This is a genomic window from Gammaproteobacteria bacterium, assembly GCA_013816845.1.
Taxonomy (GTDB): domain Bacteria; phylum Pseudomonadota; class Gammaproteobacteria; order DSM-16500; family DSM-16500; genus Aquicella.
Genome location: JACDDU010000002.1, coordinates 1 through 14,676 on the forward strand (window position 1 = coordinate 1; position 14,676 = coordinate 14,676).

Consider the following 14,676-nt stretch of genomic DNA (forward strand, 5'->3'; position numbering starts at 1 on the left):
CGTCGCGATGGAAGAAGGGTTACGTTTTGCCGTTCGAGAAGGTGGTCGCACAGTTGGGGCCGGGGTCGTTGCTAAAATAATTGAGTAGTACTGCTATGGCAATAGGAAGAAAGAGTCAAAGAATTCGCATTCGGTTAAAGTCTTTTGACCACCGACTGATTGATAAGTCAACGAAAGAGATCGTCGAAACAGCTAAAAGAACGGGAGCACAAGTCCGTGGTCCTATTCCGCTGCCAACTCGGATTGAGCGCTACACCATTTGTATTTCGCCTAACGCGGATAAAGATGCTAGAGACCAATACGAATTACGTACGCATAAACGTGTTGTAGATATTAATCGACCAACTGATAAAACGATTGATGCACTGATGAAGCTTGATTTAGCTGCTGGTGTGGATGTCCAAATTAGTGTTGATGCTGAAGATTAAAAAGAACTGAGAATTGTAGGATTAATACTTACATATTTTCTTATGACCAGCAGGTTAAATCTGCGCTAACAATGTAAGTTATAGTGTTTTAAGCCTGAAGTGAGACCAGAGAAATGACAATAGGTTTGCTAGGAAAAAAATGCGGGATGACGAGGATTTATACCGATGAAGGTATTGCCATTCCTGTTACGATAATCGAAGTGTTGCCTAACCATGTAACCCAGATTAAAACGGTAGATAACGATGGTTATGCCGCAATTCAGGTCTCCATGGGAGAACGTAAACGTTCTCGCGTTAATAAGCCAACCGCGGGTCACTTTGCTAAGGCAGGGGTTGTGCCAGGTATTTCAACGAAAGAATTCACTGTAAAAAATGAAGAAATGAATGATATCGTTCTAGGGGCTGAAATAAAGCTTGATCGCTTTACTGAAGGTCAATTCGTAGATGTAACTTCAACCTCTAAAGGTAAGGGTTACGCTGGGGCCATTAAACGCCATCATTTCAGATCTCAAGATGCAACACATGGTAATTCATTATCACATCGTGCCCCCGGATCAATTGGCCAAAGACAATCACCTGGTAAAGTATTTAAAGGTAAGAAGATGTCAGGTCACCTTGGTGATAAACAGCGAACCATTTTATCGCAAAGAATCGTCCGTATTGATATGGAGCGGAACCTTGTGATGATTAGGGGAGCCGTGCCTGGTGCGCCAAGCACTTTTGTTGTTATTCGACCAGCTATTAAAAAAAGTGCACAAGGGGAAGGGCATGGAAATTAAATTTATCAATTCTAAAAAGAAATTAGAGCTGACTGACGAAGTGTTCGCATGTGATTTTAACGAACCGCTTGTTCACCAAATTGTAACTGCTTATATGGCAGCAGGCCGAGCCGGAACCAAAGCGCAAAAAACCCGTGCTGAAGTAAGTGGTGGTGGTGCTAAGCCTTGGAAGCAAAAAGGTACAGGCCGCGCGCGTGCTGGTACCATTCGTAGTCCGATCTGGCGAACGGGTGGTGTAACTTTTGCTGCTAAACCACGGTGTTATAAGCAAAAAGTTAATAAGAAAATGTATAAGCTCGCTCTCAGATCCATTTTTTCTGAATTGTTTCGTCAAGAGAGAGTGCATTTAGTTGATACATTTACTGTTGCAGACCCTAAGACCAAGTCGTTATTAAAGAAATTTGATGATATGAAAATATCAGGCAAGGTTTTAGTAGTATCTGACGTAATTGACGAAAATTTATATTTATCAGCTAGAAATTTGCCTTATGTTGATGTAAAAGACGCAGTTGTTAGTGTGACAGACCCTGTGAGCTTGATTCGAGCTGAGTATGTCGTAATTACAGAAGCAGCAATTAAAGAGATTGAGGGGTTGTTGAAATGAGATCAGAGCGTCTTTTAAAAATAATTTTATCTCCACACATTTCAGAAAAAGCGACAATTGCAACTGAGAAATTTAATAAATACATTTTTAAAGTTGCAAAATCTGCTTCAAAACCTGAAATAAAAGATGCTATTGAGCATTTATTTAGTACGAAAGTACAAGCTGTTCATATTGTAAATGTGAAACCAAAGAAGAAAATTTTTAAAAGTATCGAAGGAAAAAAGAAGGGCTGGAAAAAGGCTTATGTAACACTTGAGCCGGGTCAAAAGCTTGACGCGTTGAATATACAGTAATCCGTATTCAAAGACTCTGAAACAGTTCACCATTGGTATTTTTTTTGATAAGGTGCGCCTGCAAGTTGTGCGTGTCAGTTTTAGGTTATTTAGTTTTAAGAACAAAGTTGAGTATTGGGGATTATAATGGCCATTGTTAAAAGCTCACCGACATCGCCGGGACAACGATTTGCGATTAGAGTCGTGAATAAAGAGTTACATAAAGGAGCACCTTTTGCTGCACTGGTGACAAAGAAATCCAAAACTGGTGGTCGAAATAACCAAGGTCGGATTACTTGCAGGCATATTGGTGGCGGGCACAAACAAAAGTATCGCTTAGTTGACTTCAAACGTAATAAAGATAGCGTGCCAGCTAAAGTTGAGCGATTAGAATACGATCCAAATCGAAGTGCATTTATCGCACTTTTGTTGTATGCAGATGGCGAAAGACGCTATATTATTGCACCCCAAGGAACACGTGCGGGTGATGAAATAGTTTCAGGTCGCGAAGTAGCAATTAAGCCAGGCAACTGCTTGCCACTGATCAACATTCCTGTCGGTACAGTCATTCATTGTATCGAAATGCAGCCGGGTGGCGGCGCAAAGATTGCACGTAGTGCGGGTACCTCGGTTCAGTTAGTGGCCCGAGAAGGTATTTATGCAACTCTACGTTTAAAGTCCGGTGAAATGCGTAAAATTCTTGCCGAGTGCCGCGCAGTGATTGGCGAAGTAAGTAACTCTGAGCATAATTTGCGATCTTTAGGTAAAGCTGGTGCAACGCGCCATCGAGGAACGCGTCCAACGGTTCGTGGTACAGCGATGAACCCGATTGACCATCCACATGGTGGTGGTGAAGGCCGTACCAAAGGTGGTCGCCATCCAGTAAGTCCTTGGGGCGTGCAAACTAAAGGCTTTAAGACAAGACGTAATAAACGTACAAGTAAGTTTATTAACAAAGATAGTAAAAAGTAGCATTAACTTTTTGAGTAAATGAGGTGTCAGCGTGCCACGTTCAATTAAAAAAGGACCATTTGTTGATTACCACTTGTCTAGAAAGGTAGAAAAGTCTGTAGCGACAAGTGATAAGCGTCCAATTAAAACCTGGTCGAGACGATCCATGATTGTGCCTGAAATGGTAGGTTTAACTATCGCAGTGCACAATGGAAGGCTACATGTTCCTGTTTATATTACTGAAAATATGGTTGGCTATAAGCTCGGCGAGTTTGCTGCTACACGTACTTTCCGTGGACATTCAGGTGATAGAAAAGCAAAAGGTGCTGAAGATTCTAAGGGCGGTAAAGCATAAAAGCATCACAAGCATCCTAATAGAGGATTAGAGAATGGAAGTTGCAGCAAAATTAAAATTCGCGAGGTTGTCGCCACAAAAATGTCGCTTAGTTTGCGATCAAATTCGTGGCTTACCGATTGATCGCGCGATTGATCTTTTAAAATTTAGCCCCAAGAAAGTTGCTGGGATACTTAAAAAGCTACTAGATTCCGCGATTGCAAACGCAGAGCATAATTTCGGGGCTGATATTGATGAATTAAAGGTCACTCAAATTTATGCTGATCAAGGGCCAACTTATAAGCGCATGCAAGCCAGAGCCAAGGGCCGCGGCACAAGCCTTCTTAAGCCAACATGCCATATTACTATCATATTATCGGATGGGGAGTAGAGGATAATGGGTCAAAAAGTTAATCCAGTCGGCATCCGTTTAGGCATTGTTAAAGATTGGGCTTCGAGATGGTATGCCTCATCTAAAGAATTCTCAGACACTTTATGTGCTGATTTGAAAGTGCGTGCATTTTTACAAAAGAAATTGCATCAAGCTGGTATTAGCCGCATTCAAATTGATCGTCCAGCGCGCAATGCCAAAGTTACTGTCTATACTGCAAGACCTGGCGTAATTATCGGTAAAAGCGGTAAAGAAGTTGAAGTTTTGCGGGATGAAGTAAGTAAAATTGTTAATGTTCCTGTACACGTTAGTATTGAAGAAGTACGTAAGCCGGAAATTGATGCCAAATTAGTTGCAGAGTCAGTGGCGCAACAGTTGGAAAGACGAATCATGTTTAGACGTGCTATGAAGCGAGCTGTTACAACCGCACTTCGTTCCGGGGCGTTAGGAATCAAGATCAGCGTCAGTGGTCGGTTAGGTGGATCTGAAATTGCTCGAACTGAATGGTACCGAGAAGGCCGTGTTCCATTGCAGACCTTTAGAGCTGATATTGATTATGCATTAGCAGAAGCTTTTACGACATATGGCGTAATTGGGGTGAAAGTTTGGATATTTAAAGGCGAAGTGTTGGGCGATAAAATGCCACAACCTGAGTCAACAGATAAAAATGCAAAGACGGAGAAATAACCCATGTTGCAGCCAAAGCGTACAAAATATCGTAAGCAATTTAAAGGGCGCAATCGCGGGATCGCTTTGCGCGGAACCAAAGTCAGTTTTGGAGAATTTGGTTTAAAAACACTAGATCATGGACGTATTACAGCGAGACAAATCGAAGCTGCTAGACGTGCTATGTCTAGGCATATCAAACGTGGTGGTAAAGTTTGGATTCGAATTTTTCCAGACAAACCTATTACCAAAAAACCTCTAGAAGTTCGACAAGGTTCTGGGAAAGGTAATGTTGAATATTGGGTAGCTTTAGTTCAGCCAGGTAGAGTGATGTTTGAAATCGAGGGTGTTACAGAAGAATTAGCCCGGGAAGCTCTTGGTCTTGCAGCGGCTAAATTACCTGTGAAAACCTTATTTGTAGCGCGGACGATTATATAATGAAGGCGAGTGAATTAAGAGTAAAAAGTACTGAAGAGCTATCAAAAGAGCTTTTTGCATTACTACGTGAACAGTTTAATTTGCGTATTCAAAGAGGGACCGGTCAACAGCCAAAACCCCATCTAATGCGAAAAGTACGTAAAGATATTGCTCGTATTAAAACTTTATTAACCGAGAAAGGTTCTGAAGATGGAAATTAATATTAGCGACCAATCAAAATCCCAACGAAGCATGGTTGGTAAAGTCATCAGCGCTAAGATGAATAAAACGGTTGTCGTCCAAGTTGAACGCAAAGTAAAACATCCGCTTTATGGTAAATATATTCGACGGTTTTCTAAAATGTATGCCCATGATGAAGAAAATACTTGTCAAGTTGGTGATTTAGTTAGAATTGAATCCAGCAGACCAATCTCGAAATTAAAGCGTTGGAAGCTAGTGGAAATTATAACAAAAGAAGCAGAATAACTTCTTTAAATCGATAAGCCCATCGTCGATGAATCAAATAATTAGTTTTAGGCGATTTAGCCTAGCTAATTGTTTATCTTCTTGAAGAAATGATTCTTAAGGGTTTTAAAAACAGGGTTAAAACGCGTTTCGGGTAAAGAAATGTGTTTTAGATATAAAGTCTTTAAAAAAAGTAGTTAAAAATAATGTCTTAATCTTTTATTTTTAATTAAACATGATAATATTGGCGGGCTCAAAAGCCTTGCAAACAGTGAAGTTGGAGTAAAGCATGATTCAGATGCAGACAGTGCTCGATGTGGCAGATAATAGCGGTGCACGTCGTGTCATGTGTATTAAAGTTTTAGGCGGCTCGCGACGTCGATATGCGGGTATTGGAGATGTCATTAAGGTCTCTGTAAAAGAAGCCATACCCCGCGGCAAAGTAAAAAAGGGTGAAGTTTTAAATGCCGTAATTGTTCGTACCAAAAAAGGCATCAGAAGACCGGATGGTTCCGCTATTCGCTTCGATGAAAATGCGGTTGTTTTACTTAACGCACAATTACAACCTATTGGCACACGAGTTTTTGGTCCAATTACGAGAGAACTGCGTGGTGAAAACTTTATGAAAATTATATCGTTAGCCCCCGAAGTATTGTAGGAAAGGATCAGAGAGAGCCCACATGAATAAAATAAAGAAAGGTGATGAAGTTATAGTCACTGCAGGTAAAGATAAGGGAAAGCGGGGCGTTGTCCTCAACATATTGAAGGATAATAAACTGAAAGTTGAAGGTATTAATATTGCCAAGAAACACGTTAAACAAAATCCAAATACCCAAGAGCGGGGCGGTATTGTCAATAAAACTATGCCAATCCACCGTTCTAACGTCATGGTTTACGACCCAGTTTCGCAAAAAGGAAGCCGTGTTGGAATTCGTGTGTTGAAAGATGGTCAGCGAGCTCGATATTTTAAAGCCAGTGATCAACTTGTTGATGTAAAAAAATAAAGGTGCCTCATGGCTAGATTACAAGAGATTTACCGAAAAGAGATTGTCCCTAAATTAAAAGAAAAGTTTGCTTATTCTTCTGTAATGCAAGTTCCGCACATTGAAAAGATTACAGTTAATATGGGTGTAGGCGAAGCTGCAGCTGATAAGAAAGCATTAACAAACGCTATTGCTGACCTTGAAAAAATCACGGGGCAGAAAGTTGTTCAAACGTTGGCGCGTAAATCGAATGCTGGTTTTAAAATTCGTGCAGGATGGCCGATTGGATGTAAGGTAACTTTACGCCGCGATAAAATGTATGAATTTTTAGATCGTCTTATAACGATTGCCTTACCACGAGTAAGGGATTTTCGTGGTATTACTGCTAAATCATTTGATGGACAAGGTAATTTTAGCCTAGGAATGAAAGAGCAAATTGTATTTCCTGAAATAGAATATGACAAAGTTGATGTCATGCGAGGCATGGATATTACAATTACTACCTCAGCAAAAACCAATAAAGAAGCGTTTGCTCTTTTGCAAGCTTTTAATTTTCCTTTTCGTGAGAAAGAAGTGAGTTAAGGATATGGCCAAAAAATCAGTTAAAAATCGCAACAAAAAACGAGTCGAGCTTGTAACTCGTCTTAAAGACAAGCGCGACCAGTTGAGAGACGCAGTAAGCGATTCTAACTTAAGTGATCAAGAGAGAATGGATGCGATGCAACAATTGTCGCAGCTCCCTCGGGATTCAAGTCCTACACGCAGACGAAACCGCTGCAAACTATGCGGACGACCACGTGCATATAATCGATTGACGGGATTGTGCAGGCTCCATATGCGCATCGCTACAATTAGTGGCATGGTTCCTGGCATGCATAAAGCAAGCTGGTAAAGAGAATAGAATGCAAAGAGAGGTATTTTAAGATGTCCCTGCAAGATCCTGTTGCTGATATGCTAACTTGTTTGCGCAATGCTCAATCGATGGGGATTAAGCAAATTAAGTTTCCAAGTTCTAACTTAAAGCAAAAAATCCTAAATGTGCTTAAGGAAGAAGGTTTTATCGAAAGCTTTGAAGAAGTAATTGATGACAATAAACGTGATTTAAAGGTCGCTTTAAAGTATTACGAAGGTCGACCTGTTATTGAAAAAATTAAACGCGTAAGTCGACCTGCTTTACGAGTTTATAAAGGATACGACCAATTACCACGTGTTCGGGGTGGTTTAGGCATAGCTGTAGTTTCAACATCCAAAGGCGTCATGACTGATAAAGCTGCACGTGCTGGCCACTTAGGCGGCGAAATTTTATGCACGGTCGAGTAGGAATTTAAATATGACAACATCTCGTATTGGAAGAAAGCCAGTCACTATACCTTCAGGCGTTGAAGTTAAAATACATGACGGTCAGTTTTCTGCCAAAGGTCCTAAAGGCAATCTCAGTATTCCTTTGCATCCCTTTGTTATTGTTAAAATGGAAAACAATCAGATTTTAGTTGAGCCAAATCGTAATCCGCCTCATAAGATTACGGGTTTGCAAACAAAGCTTAATCGTTCAATCGCTGGAACGATTAGAGCGAACATTTTTAATATTATTCAAGGTATCACTGCGGGTTACGAACGTAAGCTCCAATTGGTGGGTGTTGGTTATCGCGCTCAATCAAAAGGTAAAGTGCTTTCCTTAAGTTTAGGTTTTTCCCACCCTACAGATTTTTCTGTTCCTGAAGGCGTAACAATTGAAACGCCCACTCAAACTGAAATTTTAGTAAAAGGGATTAATAAAGAGTTAGTTGGCTTAGTTGCTGCACAAATTCGCAGTATAAGAAGTCCGGAACCTTACAAAGGGAAAGGCGTTCGCTATGCTAATGAAATCATTGAGCTAAAAGAGACTAAGAAAAAGTAGGGTGTATTCATGAATAAAAAGATGTCAAGATTGCGTCGTGCAAAAAGAACGCGTCTTAAAATAAGAGAGCTTGAAACCACAAGGTTGTGTATCCATAAAACACCACGCCATATGTATGCTCAAGTTACGACGCCAGATGGTAAAACTACTTTAGTATCTGCTTCGACTTTAGATAAAGAGTTGAAAAAAGATTTAAAAATAAGTGGAAATGTCGAAGCTGCAAAAGCAGTAGGTGCTTTGTTGGCAAAGCGCGCAATGAAAGCAGGAATTAGTACAGTTGCTTTTGATAGATCGGGCTTTGCTTTTCATGGTCGGGTTAAAGCGCTCGCAGATGCTGCACGCGAAGTTGGGTTAGAATTCTAAATAAGGTTATCCATATTATGGCTAGTTATGATCAAAGTACAAAAAGCGATGGGTATCTAGAAAAGCTTGTTGCAGTCGCTCGAAACGCCAAGGTAGTAAAGGGTGGTAAGATTTTTAGTTTTTCTGCCGTTACTGTGGTGGGTGATGGCCATGGCCGTATAGGTATTGGTCGAGGAAAAGCGCGTGAAGTGCCTGTCGCGATTCAAAAATCTCTCGAGAATGCTCGTAAGAATATGCGTCACGTGGTTCTTAAAAATGATACTTTGCATCACGAAATTACTGGTAAACATGGTGCGACACGCGTATTTATGAAGCCCGCTTCAGATGGTACAGGTATTATTGCCGGTGGTGCTATGCGCGCAGTATTCGAAGTTTTAGGTGTTAAGAATGTGTTAGCCAAAATTGGTGGATCTACAAATCCCGTCAATGTTGTTAGGGCTACATTAAAAGCCTTGTCGAATATTACACCGCCTGAATTTTTAGCGGCTAAACGCGGTAAAACGGTTGATGAGCTAACCGAAAAGTAATTTTTATTCAAATAAGAATGGTTGTGCTAAACCGGTCCTTAGTTTAACCGGTCAAATTAATAGCATCTCAGACATTAATTAATATAGAGGATATGTAAAGATGCAGTTAAATACTTTACATCCAGCACCAGGATCCAAAACAAAATCAAAACGCTTAGGTCGCGGTATTGGATCTGGCAAGGGAAAGACTTGTGGTCGCGGACATAAAGGTCAACGCGCTCGTGCGGGTGGGTATCATAAAGTTGGTTTTGAAGGTGGCCAAATGCCTATCCAACGTCGCATACCTAAATCTGGTTTTCGTTCACGCACAGCCCTTTACAGGGAAGAAATTTATCTATCTGCTTTAGATACCTTAGATATTACTGAAATTGATTTTAACTCGTTAAAAGCGTCAGGACTTATTCGCGCTAATACCAAAGAAGTTAAAATTATTGGTTCAGGTGAAGTAACCAAAGCATTTACGATTCGTGGAATTGCTATAACAGCTGGCGCACGTCGCGCTATTGAAGCTGCAAAAGGGAAAGTTGAGGTTTAAATGACAATCGGTCGGCTTGGGGAAAATTTAAAAGGAACAGGATTTGCTGACTTAAAAAACCGGCTCTTGTTTGTTTTAATTGCAATTTTAATCTTTCGAATAGGATCTTATATTCCCGTTCCTGGATTAAACCCATTGCGTTTACAAGAACTTTTTAACTCGCAACAAAACAACATTGTTGGTTTGTTCAACATGTTTTCTGGTGGCGCTTTAATGCGTTTTAGTATTTTCGCCTTAGGAATCATGCCCTACATCTCGGCTTCTATTATCGTGCAGTTATTAAGTGTGATGACGCCTTCACTTTCTGAACTACGCAAAGAAGGGGAAGCAGGGCAACGAAAAATTAATAAATATACTCGCTATGGCACCTTAGTTCTGGCAACGTTTCAAGCAATCGGTATTTCTAAAATGTTGGCAGCAAATGGGGTCGCAATCTCTGTCGGGATGTCATTTTATTTTACAACTACCGTTACCTTAGTTACGGGAACGATGTTCCTTATGTGGTTGGGTGAGCAAGTCACGGAACGTGGTATTGGTAATGGCATTTCAATGATCATCTTTGCAGGTATTGTAGCGGGACTTCCACAAGCGCTAGGTCGTACCTTAGAGCAAGTTCGTGAAGGTCAGTTACAAATCATTTTCTTATTGATTATCCTTGCCGCAGTGGTAGGGGTAGTGGCATTCGTGGTTTTTGTAGAACGGGCACAAAGACGTATAACCATCAATTATGCGAGACGAATGCAGGGTGGTAAAGTTTATGCTGCACAAAGCACGCACCTTCCCCTGAAAATTAATATGGCAGGGGTTATACCTCCGATTTTTGCCTCCAGTTTGATTTTGTTTCCGGCAACCATTGCGCAATGGTTTGGTAATACCAAAGGACTTGGATGGCTAAGTTCATTTAGTGTTGCTTTGCAGCAAGGCCAGCCTCTGCATATGTTATTATTTAGTGCAGGTATCATATTCTTTTGTTTTTTCTATACTGCTTTAGTTTTTAATCCGAAAGAAACTGCAGATAATTTGAAGAAATCGGGTGCATTTATTCCAGGGATTCGTCCAGGAGATCAAACTGCGCGGTATATTGACACAGTAATGACAAGACTGACTTTGGCTGGTGCAATCTATATTACTTTAGTATGCCTTTTGCCTGAGTTTTTAATTTTAGCTTGGAATGTTCCATTTTATTTTGGCGGGACTTCTTTGTTAATTATTGTTGTTGTAGTTATGGATTTTATGGCACAAGTTCAGGCCCATATCATGTCTTATCAGTATGAGTCTTTACTTAAAAAGGCAAATTTAAGAAGCGGTGCAACCTCAAATCGGTAAGCTAGCTTCCAAAGATGAAAAAATCAGCTAATTTGAGTTTACGTGGGGTGGAAAATGAAAGTTGGAGCATCAGTAAAGAAAATTTGTCGAAATTGTAAAGTCATCCGTCGTAAAAATACGGTTAGAATTATTTGCAAAGAAAAACGACATAAGCAAAGACAAGGTTGATTTTTCTGTGATTGAATATTAAACTCATGCGCTTTTGCAACTATGCTCGTGTAGTTTGGACGCTGCCTAAAGTAAGTCACGCAGCACCCGCCGAGGTTAGTGATAAAGTTAGTGTTTATAATGAGTTAGTTCCACCTTCTACATTTTTTGTGAGGTTTTTTAAGCGAATTTTGATTAGATTAACTCAAAAATCGGAAAATATGTCGAGGAACAAGCGACCAAGTAATACAGTATGAATGATATTTATTCAGTAAGTCTTAAATGTTAGGAGTGATGGAATGGCGGCGCGTATTGTAGGCGTAAATATACCAATGCATAAACATGTCAGCATAGGTCTGACAGCGATTTATGGTGTTGGCAGAAATCTTGCTAAATCGATGTGTGAATCGACGCAGATAGATCCAGCTAAGAAAGTCAAAGACTTAACTGAAGCGGAACTTGAAAGTTTGCGCGGTGAAGTAAGCAAAATTCGTGTTGAAGGTGATCTTCGACGTGAAGTAGCTATGAATATTAAACGCTTGATGGAGCTTGGTACTTATCGCGGCTCTCGGCATAAGCGTGGCTTACCCGTTCGAGGACAAAGAACTCGAACTAATGCAAGAACCCGTAAAGGAAGAAGTAAAGGCAAAGCTAAATAAAGGTAAATTGAATGGCAGACGATAAAAGTAAGCAAAGAAAAAAATCTAAACGGCAAGTTACAGACGGTATCGCCCATATTGATTCTTCATTCAATAATACCATTGTGACCATGACAGATGTTCAAGGGAATGCAGTATGTTGGGCTAGTGCGGCGAGCTGCGGTTATCGTGGTTCTCGGAAATCTACTCCCTATGCTGCTGGCGAAGCTGCGCAAAAAGTTGGCTCACTTGCAGTTGAAAATTTTGGTATGAAAAGTGTTGATGTTCGCGTACGCGGGCCAGGTCCAGGTCGCGAATCAGCAATTCGTGCATTGGCTGCTGTTGGTTTGAAAGTAAAATCGATTACAGATGTAACTGGTATTCCCTTTAATGGCTGTCGCGCGCCAAAGAAACGACGTGTATAGCAGGAGAGATAATAAATGGCACGGTATTTAGGTCCTCGTTGTAAGCTTGCTCGTCGGGAGAGAATGGATCTTTCACTCACCAGCGGTGTAAGAGCATTAGATAGCAAATGTAAGCTGGATACAGCTCCCGGTCAGCATGGTGCTAGACGCGGTCGAGAAACAGAACATGGTGTTCAACTTCGAGAAAAACAAAAAGTTAGACGTATTTATGGTATTTTAGAGCGTCAGTTTGAAAACTACTTTAAAAAAGCGACTCGTTTAAAGGGTTCTACAGGTGAAAACTTGCTAAAGCTCCTAGAGCGTCGTTTGGACAATGTTGTTTATCGCATGGGGTTTGGTTCTACACGTGCGGAAGCGAGACAGTTGGTTAATCATTGTGGTGTTTTAGTTAATGGTAAAGCTGTAAATATTCCTTCTTACTTATTATCCGCAGGTGATGTGATAAGTGTACGGGAAAAAGCGAAATCTCAACTTCGTGTACAGTCAGCTCTAACTTTATCTCAAAATCGCCCCAGCTGTGATTGGATTGAAGTAGATGCCACGACATTTTCTGGCACGTTTAAAAACGCACCGGATCGAGATCGTTTACCGCCGGATATTAATGAACAGTTGATAGTTGAGCTTTATTCTAAATAACTCACTTCTGGGACATAGAGAGGTTGTTACATGCAAAACAATCCATTTGACTTTCTAACACCTCGAGAAATTGCTGTCGAGTCTATATCGCCATTTCACGCCAAGATTACTTTGGAACCGCTCGAACGTGGTTTTGGATATACTTTGGGCAACACTTTAAGAAGAATTTTACTTTCTTCGATGCCAGGTGCTGCTATTGTTGAAGCTAAAATCGAAGGGGTATTGCATGAATACAGTGCAATTCAAGGCGTTCAAGAAGATGTAGTTGAAATTCTGCTTAACTTGAAAAATGTTTTTATTCGTTTGCAAGGGCGTCAAGAAGTTACGCTTAAGCTTAATAAAAAAGGCCCCGGCCCAGTTCTTGCTGGTGATATTGAACCGGAACATGATGTTGAAGTGGTTAACCCCAATCATGTTATTGCCCATTTGAATGACAGTGGTGCACTTAGCATGACGCTTCGTGTAGTAATGGGTAGAGGTTACCAACCTGCGATTACACGTAATAAAAAAGCTGAAGGAAAGACAGTAATTGGTGCGCTGCATCTTGATGCAAGCTTTAGTCCAATTCGTCGGGTTGCCTACAGTGTGGAAAATGCGCGTGTTGAACAACGTACAGATTTGGATAAATTGATTATTGATCTTGAAACTAACGGTACTTTAGATCCTGAAGAAGCGATCCGACGTTCGGCTACTATTCTTCAGCAGCAATTGGCGGCATTTGTTGACTTACAATCTGCTCCGATGATTCTTGAGAAAATGTCTCGTGAAGATTCAATTAACCCAATTTTTCATCGTCCGGTAGATGATTTGGAACTGACAGTTCGCTCTGCGAATTGTTTGAAAGCTGAAAATATTTTCTTTATTGGTGATTTAGTTCAACGCACCGAAGCCGATTTATTAAAGACACCTAATTTAGGTAAGAAGTCATTAACCGAGATTAAAAATGTCTTAGCTGTTCATGGATTAGGCTTAGGCACGAAAATTGAAGGCTGGCGTGCTCCTGCTTCGCATGACAGAGATGATATAAAGAAATAAAATTTTAAACTTTTTATTTCTTAAAAAGTTGTTAATTAAATTTGATTGTTACATTTAAAGAAAGGTCTTTTTTATGCGTCATGGTAATAGTGGAAAAGCGTTAGGCCGAAATAGTACCCATCGAAAAGCGATGTTTAAAAATATGATGGTTTCTTTGCTTCGTCATGAATTAATCAAGACGACATTGCCTAAAGCCAAAGAGCTAAGAAGATTTATGGAGCCAATGATCACGTTAGCAAAAGAAGATACGCTTCACAGACGTCGGTTAGCATTTTCTCGACTGTGTGATCGTGAAATTGTTCTTAAGTTATTTAATGACATTGCACCATTTTACAAAGAGCGTCCAGGTGGGTATTTGCGAATTTTAAAATGTAATTTTCGTAAAGGTGATTGCGCCCCCATGGCGATTATAGAATTAGTTGGTAGAAGAGATGAGGCGGCTGCGTAACAGATTGTTGCAGCGATGAGGTTTATTTCATATAATTTGCCCTCTTTTTATTTTCCAAAATCAATGCGTTGGAGTTTTGCATGTACGCAGTAATTTTAAGCGGTGGTAAACAATACCGCGTTCAAGAAGGTGACACCATTAAATTGGAAAAGTTACCAGCTGAAGTTGGAGCGACAATTGGCTTTGACAAAGTGTTACTTATTGGCGAAGGCGAAACAGTTCAGATTGGTAGCCCTTACTTAAATGCCACTACTGTTTCAGCCACAGTAGTGAGTCAAGGTCGTCATAAGAAAATTCACATTATAAAATTTCGTCGCCGCAAGCATTATGAAAAGTGGCAAGGACATAGACAGGATTATACCGAAGTAAGAATTGATCAAATTCAAGCTTAGGTTAAACGAGGTTTGCA

At 40.4% G+C, this 14,676-nt stretch carries 29 protein-coding genes; all 29 read left to right on the forward strand.

Going from position 1 to position 14,676, the window contains the following annotated elements:
- Positions 1–88, forward strand: an 88-nt coding sequence (locus H0W64_03450) for an elongation factor Tu (GenBank protein MBA3660758.1), incomplete at its 5' end; no start/stop codon positions are given.
- 7 nt (positions 89–95) lie between these two features.
- The gene (rpsJ, locus tag H0W64_03455; GenBank protein MBA3660759.1) at positions 96–428 is read left to right on the forward strand and encodes a 30S ribosomal protein S10; all 333 of its coding nucleotides are present in this window, start codon (positions 96–98) and stop codon (positions 426–428) included.
- A gap of 113 nt (positions 429–541) precedes the next feature.
- On the forward strand, positions 542–1,207 hold the full coding sequence (gene rplC, locus H0W64_03460; protein ID MBA3660760.1) for a 50S ribosomal protein L3: 666 nt from the start codon (positions 542–544) through the stop codon (positions 1,205–1,207).
- Positions 1,197–1,811 (forward strand): 50S ribosomal protein L4, encoded by a 615-nt coding sequence (rplD, locus tag H0W64_03465; GenBank protein MBA3660761.1) that lies wholly within the window; start codon positions 1,197–1,199, stop codon positions 1,809–1,811. Before rplC ends, rplD begins: the two co-directional genes overlap by 11 nt.
- Complete coding sequence (gene rplW, locus H0W64_03470; GenBank protein MBA3660762.1) at positions 1,808–2,104, forward strand: 50S ribosomal protein L23; 297 nt, start codon at positions 1,808–1,810, stop codon at positions 2,102–2,104. The genes rplD and rplW overlap by 4 nt, the downstream gene beginning before the upstream one ends.
- A gap of 126 nt (positions 2,105–2,230) precedes the next feature.
- Entirely contained in the window at positions 2,231–3,055 is an 825-nt protein-coding gene (rplB, locus tag H0W64_03475) for a 50S ribosomal protein L2 (protein ID MBA3660763.1), read from the forward strand.
- Positions 3,056–3,086: 31 nt separating this feature from the next.
- A complete protein-coding gene (gene rpsS, locus H0W64_03480) occupies positions 3,087–3,389 on the forward strand; it encodes a 30S ribosomal protein S19 (GenBank protein MBA3660764.1) in 303 nt (100 codons plus the stop codon).
- 34 nt (positions 3,390–3,423) lie between these two features.
- On the forward strand, positions 3,424–3,759 hold the full coding sequence (rplV, locus tag H0W64_03485) for a 50S ribosomal protein L22 (protein ID MBA3660765.1): 336 nt from the start codon (positions 3,424–3,426) through the stop codon (positions 3,757–3,759).
- A gap of 6 nt (positions 3,760–3,765) precedes the next feature.
- A complete protein-coding gene (gene rpsC / locus H0W64_03490) occupies positions 3,766–4,446 on the forward strand; it encodes a 30S ribosomal protein S3 (GenBank protein MBA3660766.1) in 681 nt (226 codons plus the stop codon).
- Positions 4,447–4,449: 3 nt separating this feature from the next.
- Positions 4,450–4,863 carry a 50S ribosomal protein L16 gene (gene rplP / locus H0W64_03495; protein ID MBA3660767.1) on the forward strand — a complete coding sequence of 138 codons (414 nt, stop codon included), beginning with the start codon at positions 4,450–4,452 and terminating at the stop codon, positions 4,861–4,863.
- Positions 4,863–5,063 carry a 50S ribosomal protein L29 gene (gene rpmC / locus H0W64_03500; GenBank protein ID MBA3660768.1) on the forward strand — a complete coding sequence of 67 codons (201 nt, stop codon included), beginning with the start codon at positions 4,863–4,865 and terminating at the stop codon, positions 5,061–5,063. The genes rplP and rpmC overlap by 1 nt, the downstream gene beginning before the upstream one ends.
- Position 5,064: 1 nt before the next feature.
- A complete protein-coding gene (gene rpsQ, locus H0W64_03505) occupies positions 5,065–5,328 on the forward strand; it encodes a 30S ribosomal protein S17 (GenBank protein ID MBA3660769.1) in 264 nt (87 codons plus the stop codon).
- A 268-nt stretch (positions 5,329–5,596) separates the two neighbouring features.
- Positions 5,597–5,965, forward strand: coding sequence for a 50S ribosomal protein L14 (gene rplN / locus H0W64_03510; protein ID MBA3660770.1), 369 nt, complete (start codon positions 5,597–5,599; stop codon positions 5,963–5,965).
- Positions 5,966–5,987: 22 nt separating this feature from the next.
- Positions 5,988–6,311: a 50S ribosomal protein L24 gene (gene rplX / locus H0W64_03515; GenBank protein MBA3660771.1), complete on the forward strand. Its 324-nt coding sequence runs from the start codon at positions 5,988–5,990 to the stop codon at positions 6,309–6,311.
- A gap of 9 nt (positions 6,312–6,320) precedes the next feature.
- Entirely contained in the window at positions 6,321–6,872 is a 552-nt protein-coding gene (rplE, locus tag H0W64_03520; protein ID MBA3660772.1) for a 50S ribosomal protein L5, read from the forward strand.
- 4 nt (positions 6,873–6,876) lie between these two features.
- A complete protein-coding gene (rpsN, locus tag H0W64_03525; GenBank protein MBA3660773.1) occupies positions 6,877–7,182 on the forward strand; it encodes a 30S ribosomal protein S14 in 306 nt (101 codons plus the stop codon).
- A gap of 32 nt (positions 7,183–7,214) precedes the next feature.
- Positions 7,215–7,610, forward strand: a complete 396-nt coding sequence (gene rpsH, locus H0W64_03530) for a 30S ribosomal protein S8 (GenBank protein MBA3660774.1) — start codon at positions 7,215–7,217, stop codon at positions 7,608–7,610.
- A 10-nt stretch (positions 7,611–7,620) separates the two neighbouring features.
- Entirely contained in the window at positions 7,621–8,187 is a 567-nt protein-coding gene (gene rplF / locus H0W64_03535) for a 50S ribosomal protein L6 (GenBank protein ID MBA3660775.1), read from the forward strand.
- Between the two features lie 9 nt (positions 8,188–8,196).
- On the forward strand, positions 8,197–8,550 hold the full coding sequence (rplR, locus tag H0W64_03540) for a 50S ribosomal protein L18 (GenBank protein ID MBA3660776.1): 354 nt from the start codon (positions 8,197–8,199) through the stop codon (positions 8,548–8,550).
- Between the two features lie 17 nt (positions 8,551–8,567).
- A complete protein-coding gene (gene rpsE, locus H0W64_03545) occupies positions 8,568–9,077 on the forward strand; it encodes a 30S ribosomal protein S5 (protein MBA3660777.1) in 510 nt (169 codons plus the stop codon).
- Between the two features lie 100 nt (positions 9,078–9,177).
- Positions 9,178–9,612 carry a 50S ribosomal protein L15 gene (gene rplO / locus H0W64_03550; GenBank protein ID MBA3660778.1) on the forward strand — a complete coding sequence of 145 codons (435 nt, stop codon included), beginning with the start codon at positions 9,178–9,180 and terminating at the stop codon, positions 9,610–9,612.
- Positions 9,613–10,938: a preprotein translocase subunit SecY gene (gene secY / locus H0W64_03555; GenBank protein ID MBA3660779.1), complete on the forward strand. Its 1,326-nt coding sequence runs from the start codon at positions 9,613–9,615 to the stop codon at positions 10,936–10,938.
- 54 nt (positions 10,939–10,992) lie between these two features.
- A complete protein-coding gene (rpmJ, locus tag H0W64_03560) occupies positions 10,993–11,106 on the forward strand; it encodes a 50S ribosomal protein L36 (protein MBA3660780.1) in 114 nt (37 codons plus the stop codon).
- Between the two features lie 278 nt (positions 11,107–11,384).
- Complete coding sequence (gene rpsM / locus H0W64_03565) at positions 11,385–11,744, forward strand: 30S ribosomal protein S13 (protein ID MBA3660781.1); 360 nt, start codon at positions 11,385–11,387, stop codon at positions 11,742–11,744.
- 11 nt (positions 11,745–11,755) lie between these two features.
- Positions 11,756–12,148: a 30S ribosomal protein S11 gene (rpsK, locus tag H0W64_03570; protein ID MBA3660782.1), complete on the forward strand. Its 393-nt coding sequence runs from the start codon at positions 11,756–11,758 to the stop codon at positions 12,146–12,148.
- Between the two features lie 15 nt (positions 12,149–12,163).
- The gene (gene rpsD / locus H0W64_03575; protein ID MBA3660783.1) at positions 12,164–12,784 is read left to right on the forward strand and encodes a 30S ribosomal protein S4; all 621 of its coding nucleotides are present in this window, start codon (positions 12,164–12,166) and stop codon (positions 12,782–12,784) included.
- A 30-nt stretch (positions 12,785–12,814) separates the two neighbouring features.
- Positions 12,815–13,819 carry a DNA-directed RNA polymerase subunit alpha gene (gene rpoA, locus H0W64_03580; protein MBA3660784.1) on the forward strand — a complete coding sequence of 335 codons (1,005 nt, stop codon included), beginning with the start codon at positions 12,815–12,817 and terminating at the stop codon, positions 13,817–13,819.
- 73 nt (positions 13,820–13,892) lie between these two features.
- Positions 13,893–14,267 (forward strand): 50S ribosomal protein L17, encoded by a 375-nt coding sequence (gene rplQ, locus H0W64_03585; protein ID MBA3660785.1) that lies wholly within the window; start codon positions 13,893–13,895, stop codon positions 14,265–14,267.
- A gap of 80 nt (positions 14,268–14,347) precedes the next feature.
- Positions 14,348–14,659: a 50S ribosomal protein L21 gene (rplU, locus tag H0W64_03590; protein MBA3660786.1), complete on the forward strand. Its 312-nt coding sequence runs from the start codon at positions 14,348–14,350 to the stop codon at positions 14,657–14,659.
- The last annotated feature ends 17 nt before the right edge of the window (positions 14,660–14,676 follow it).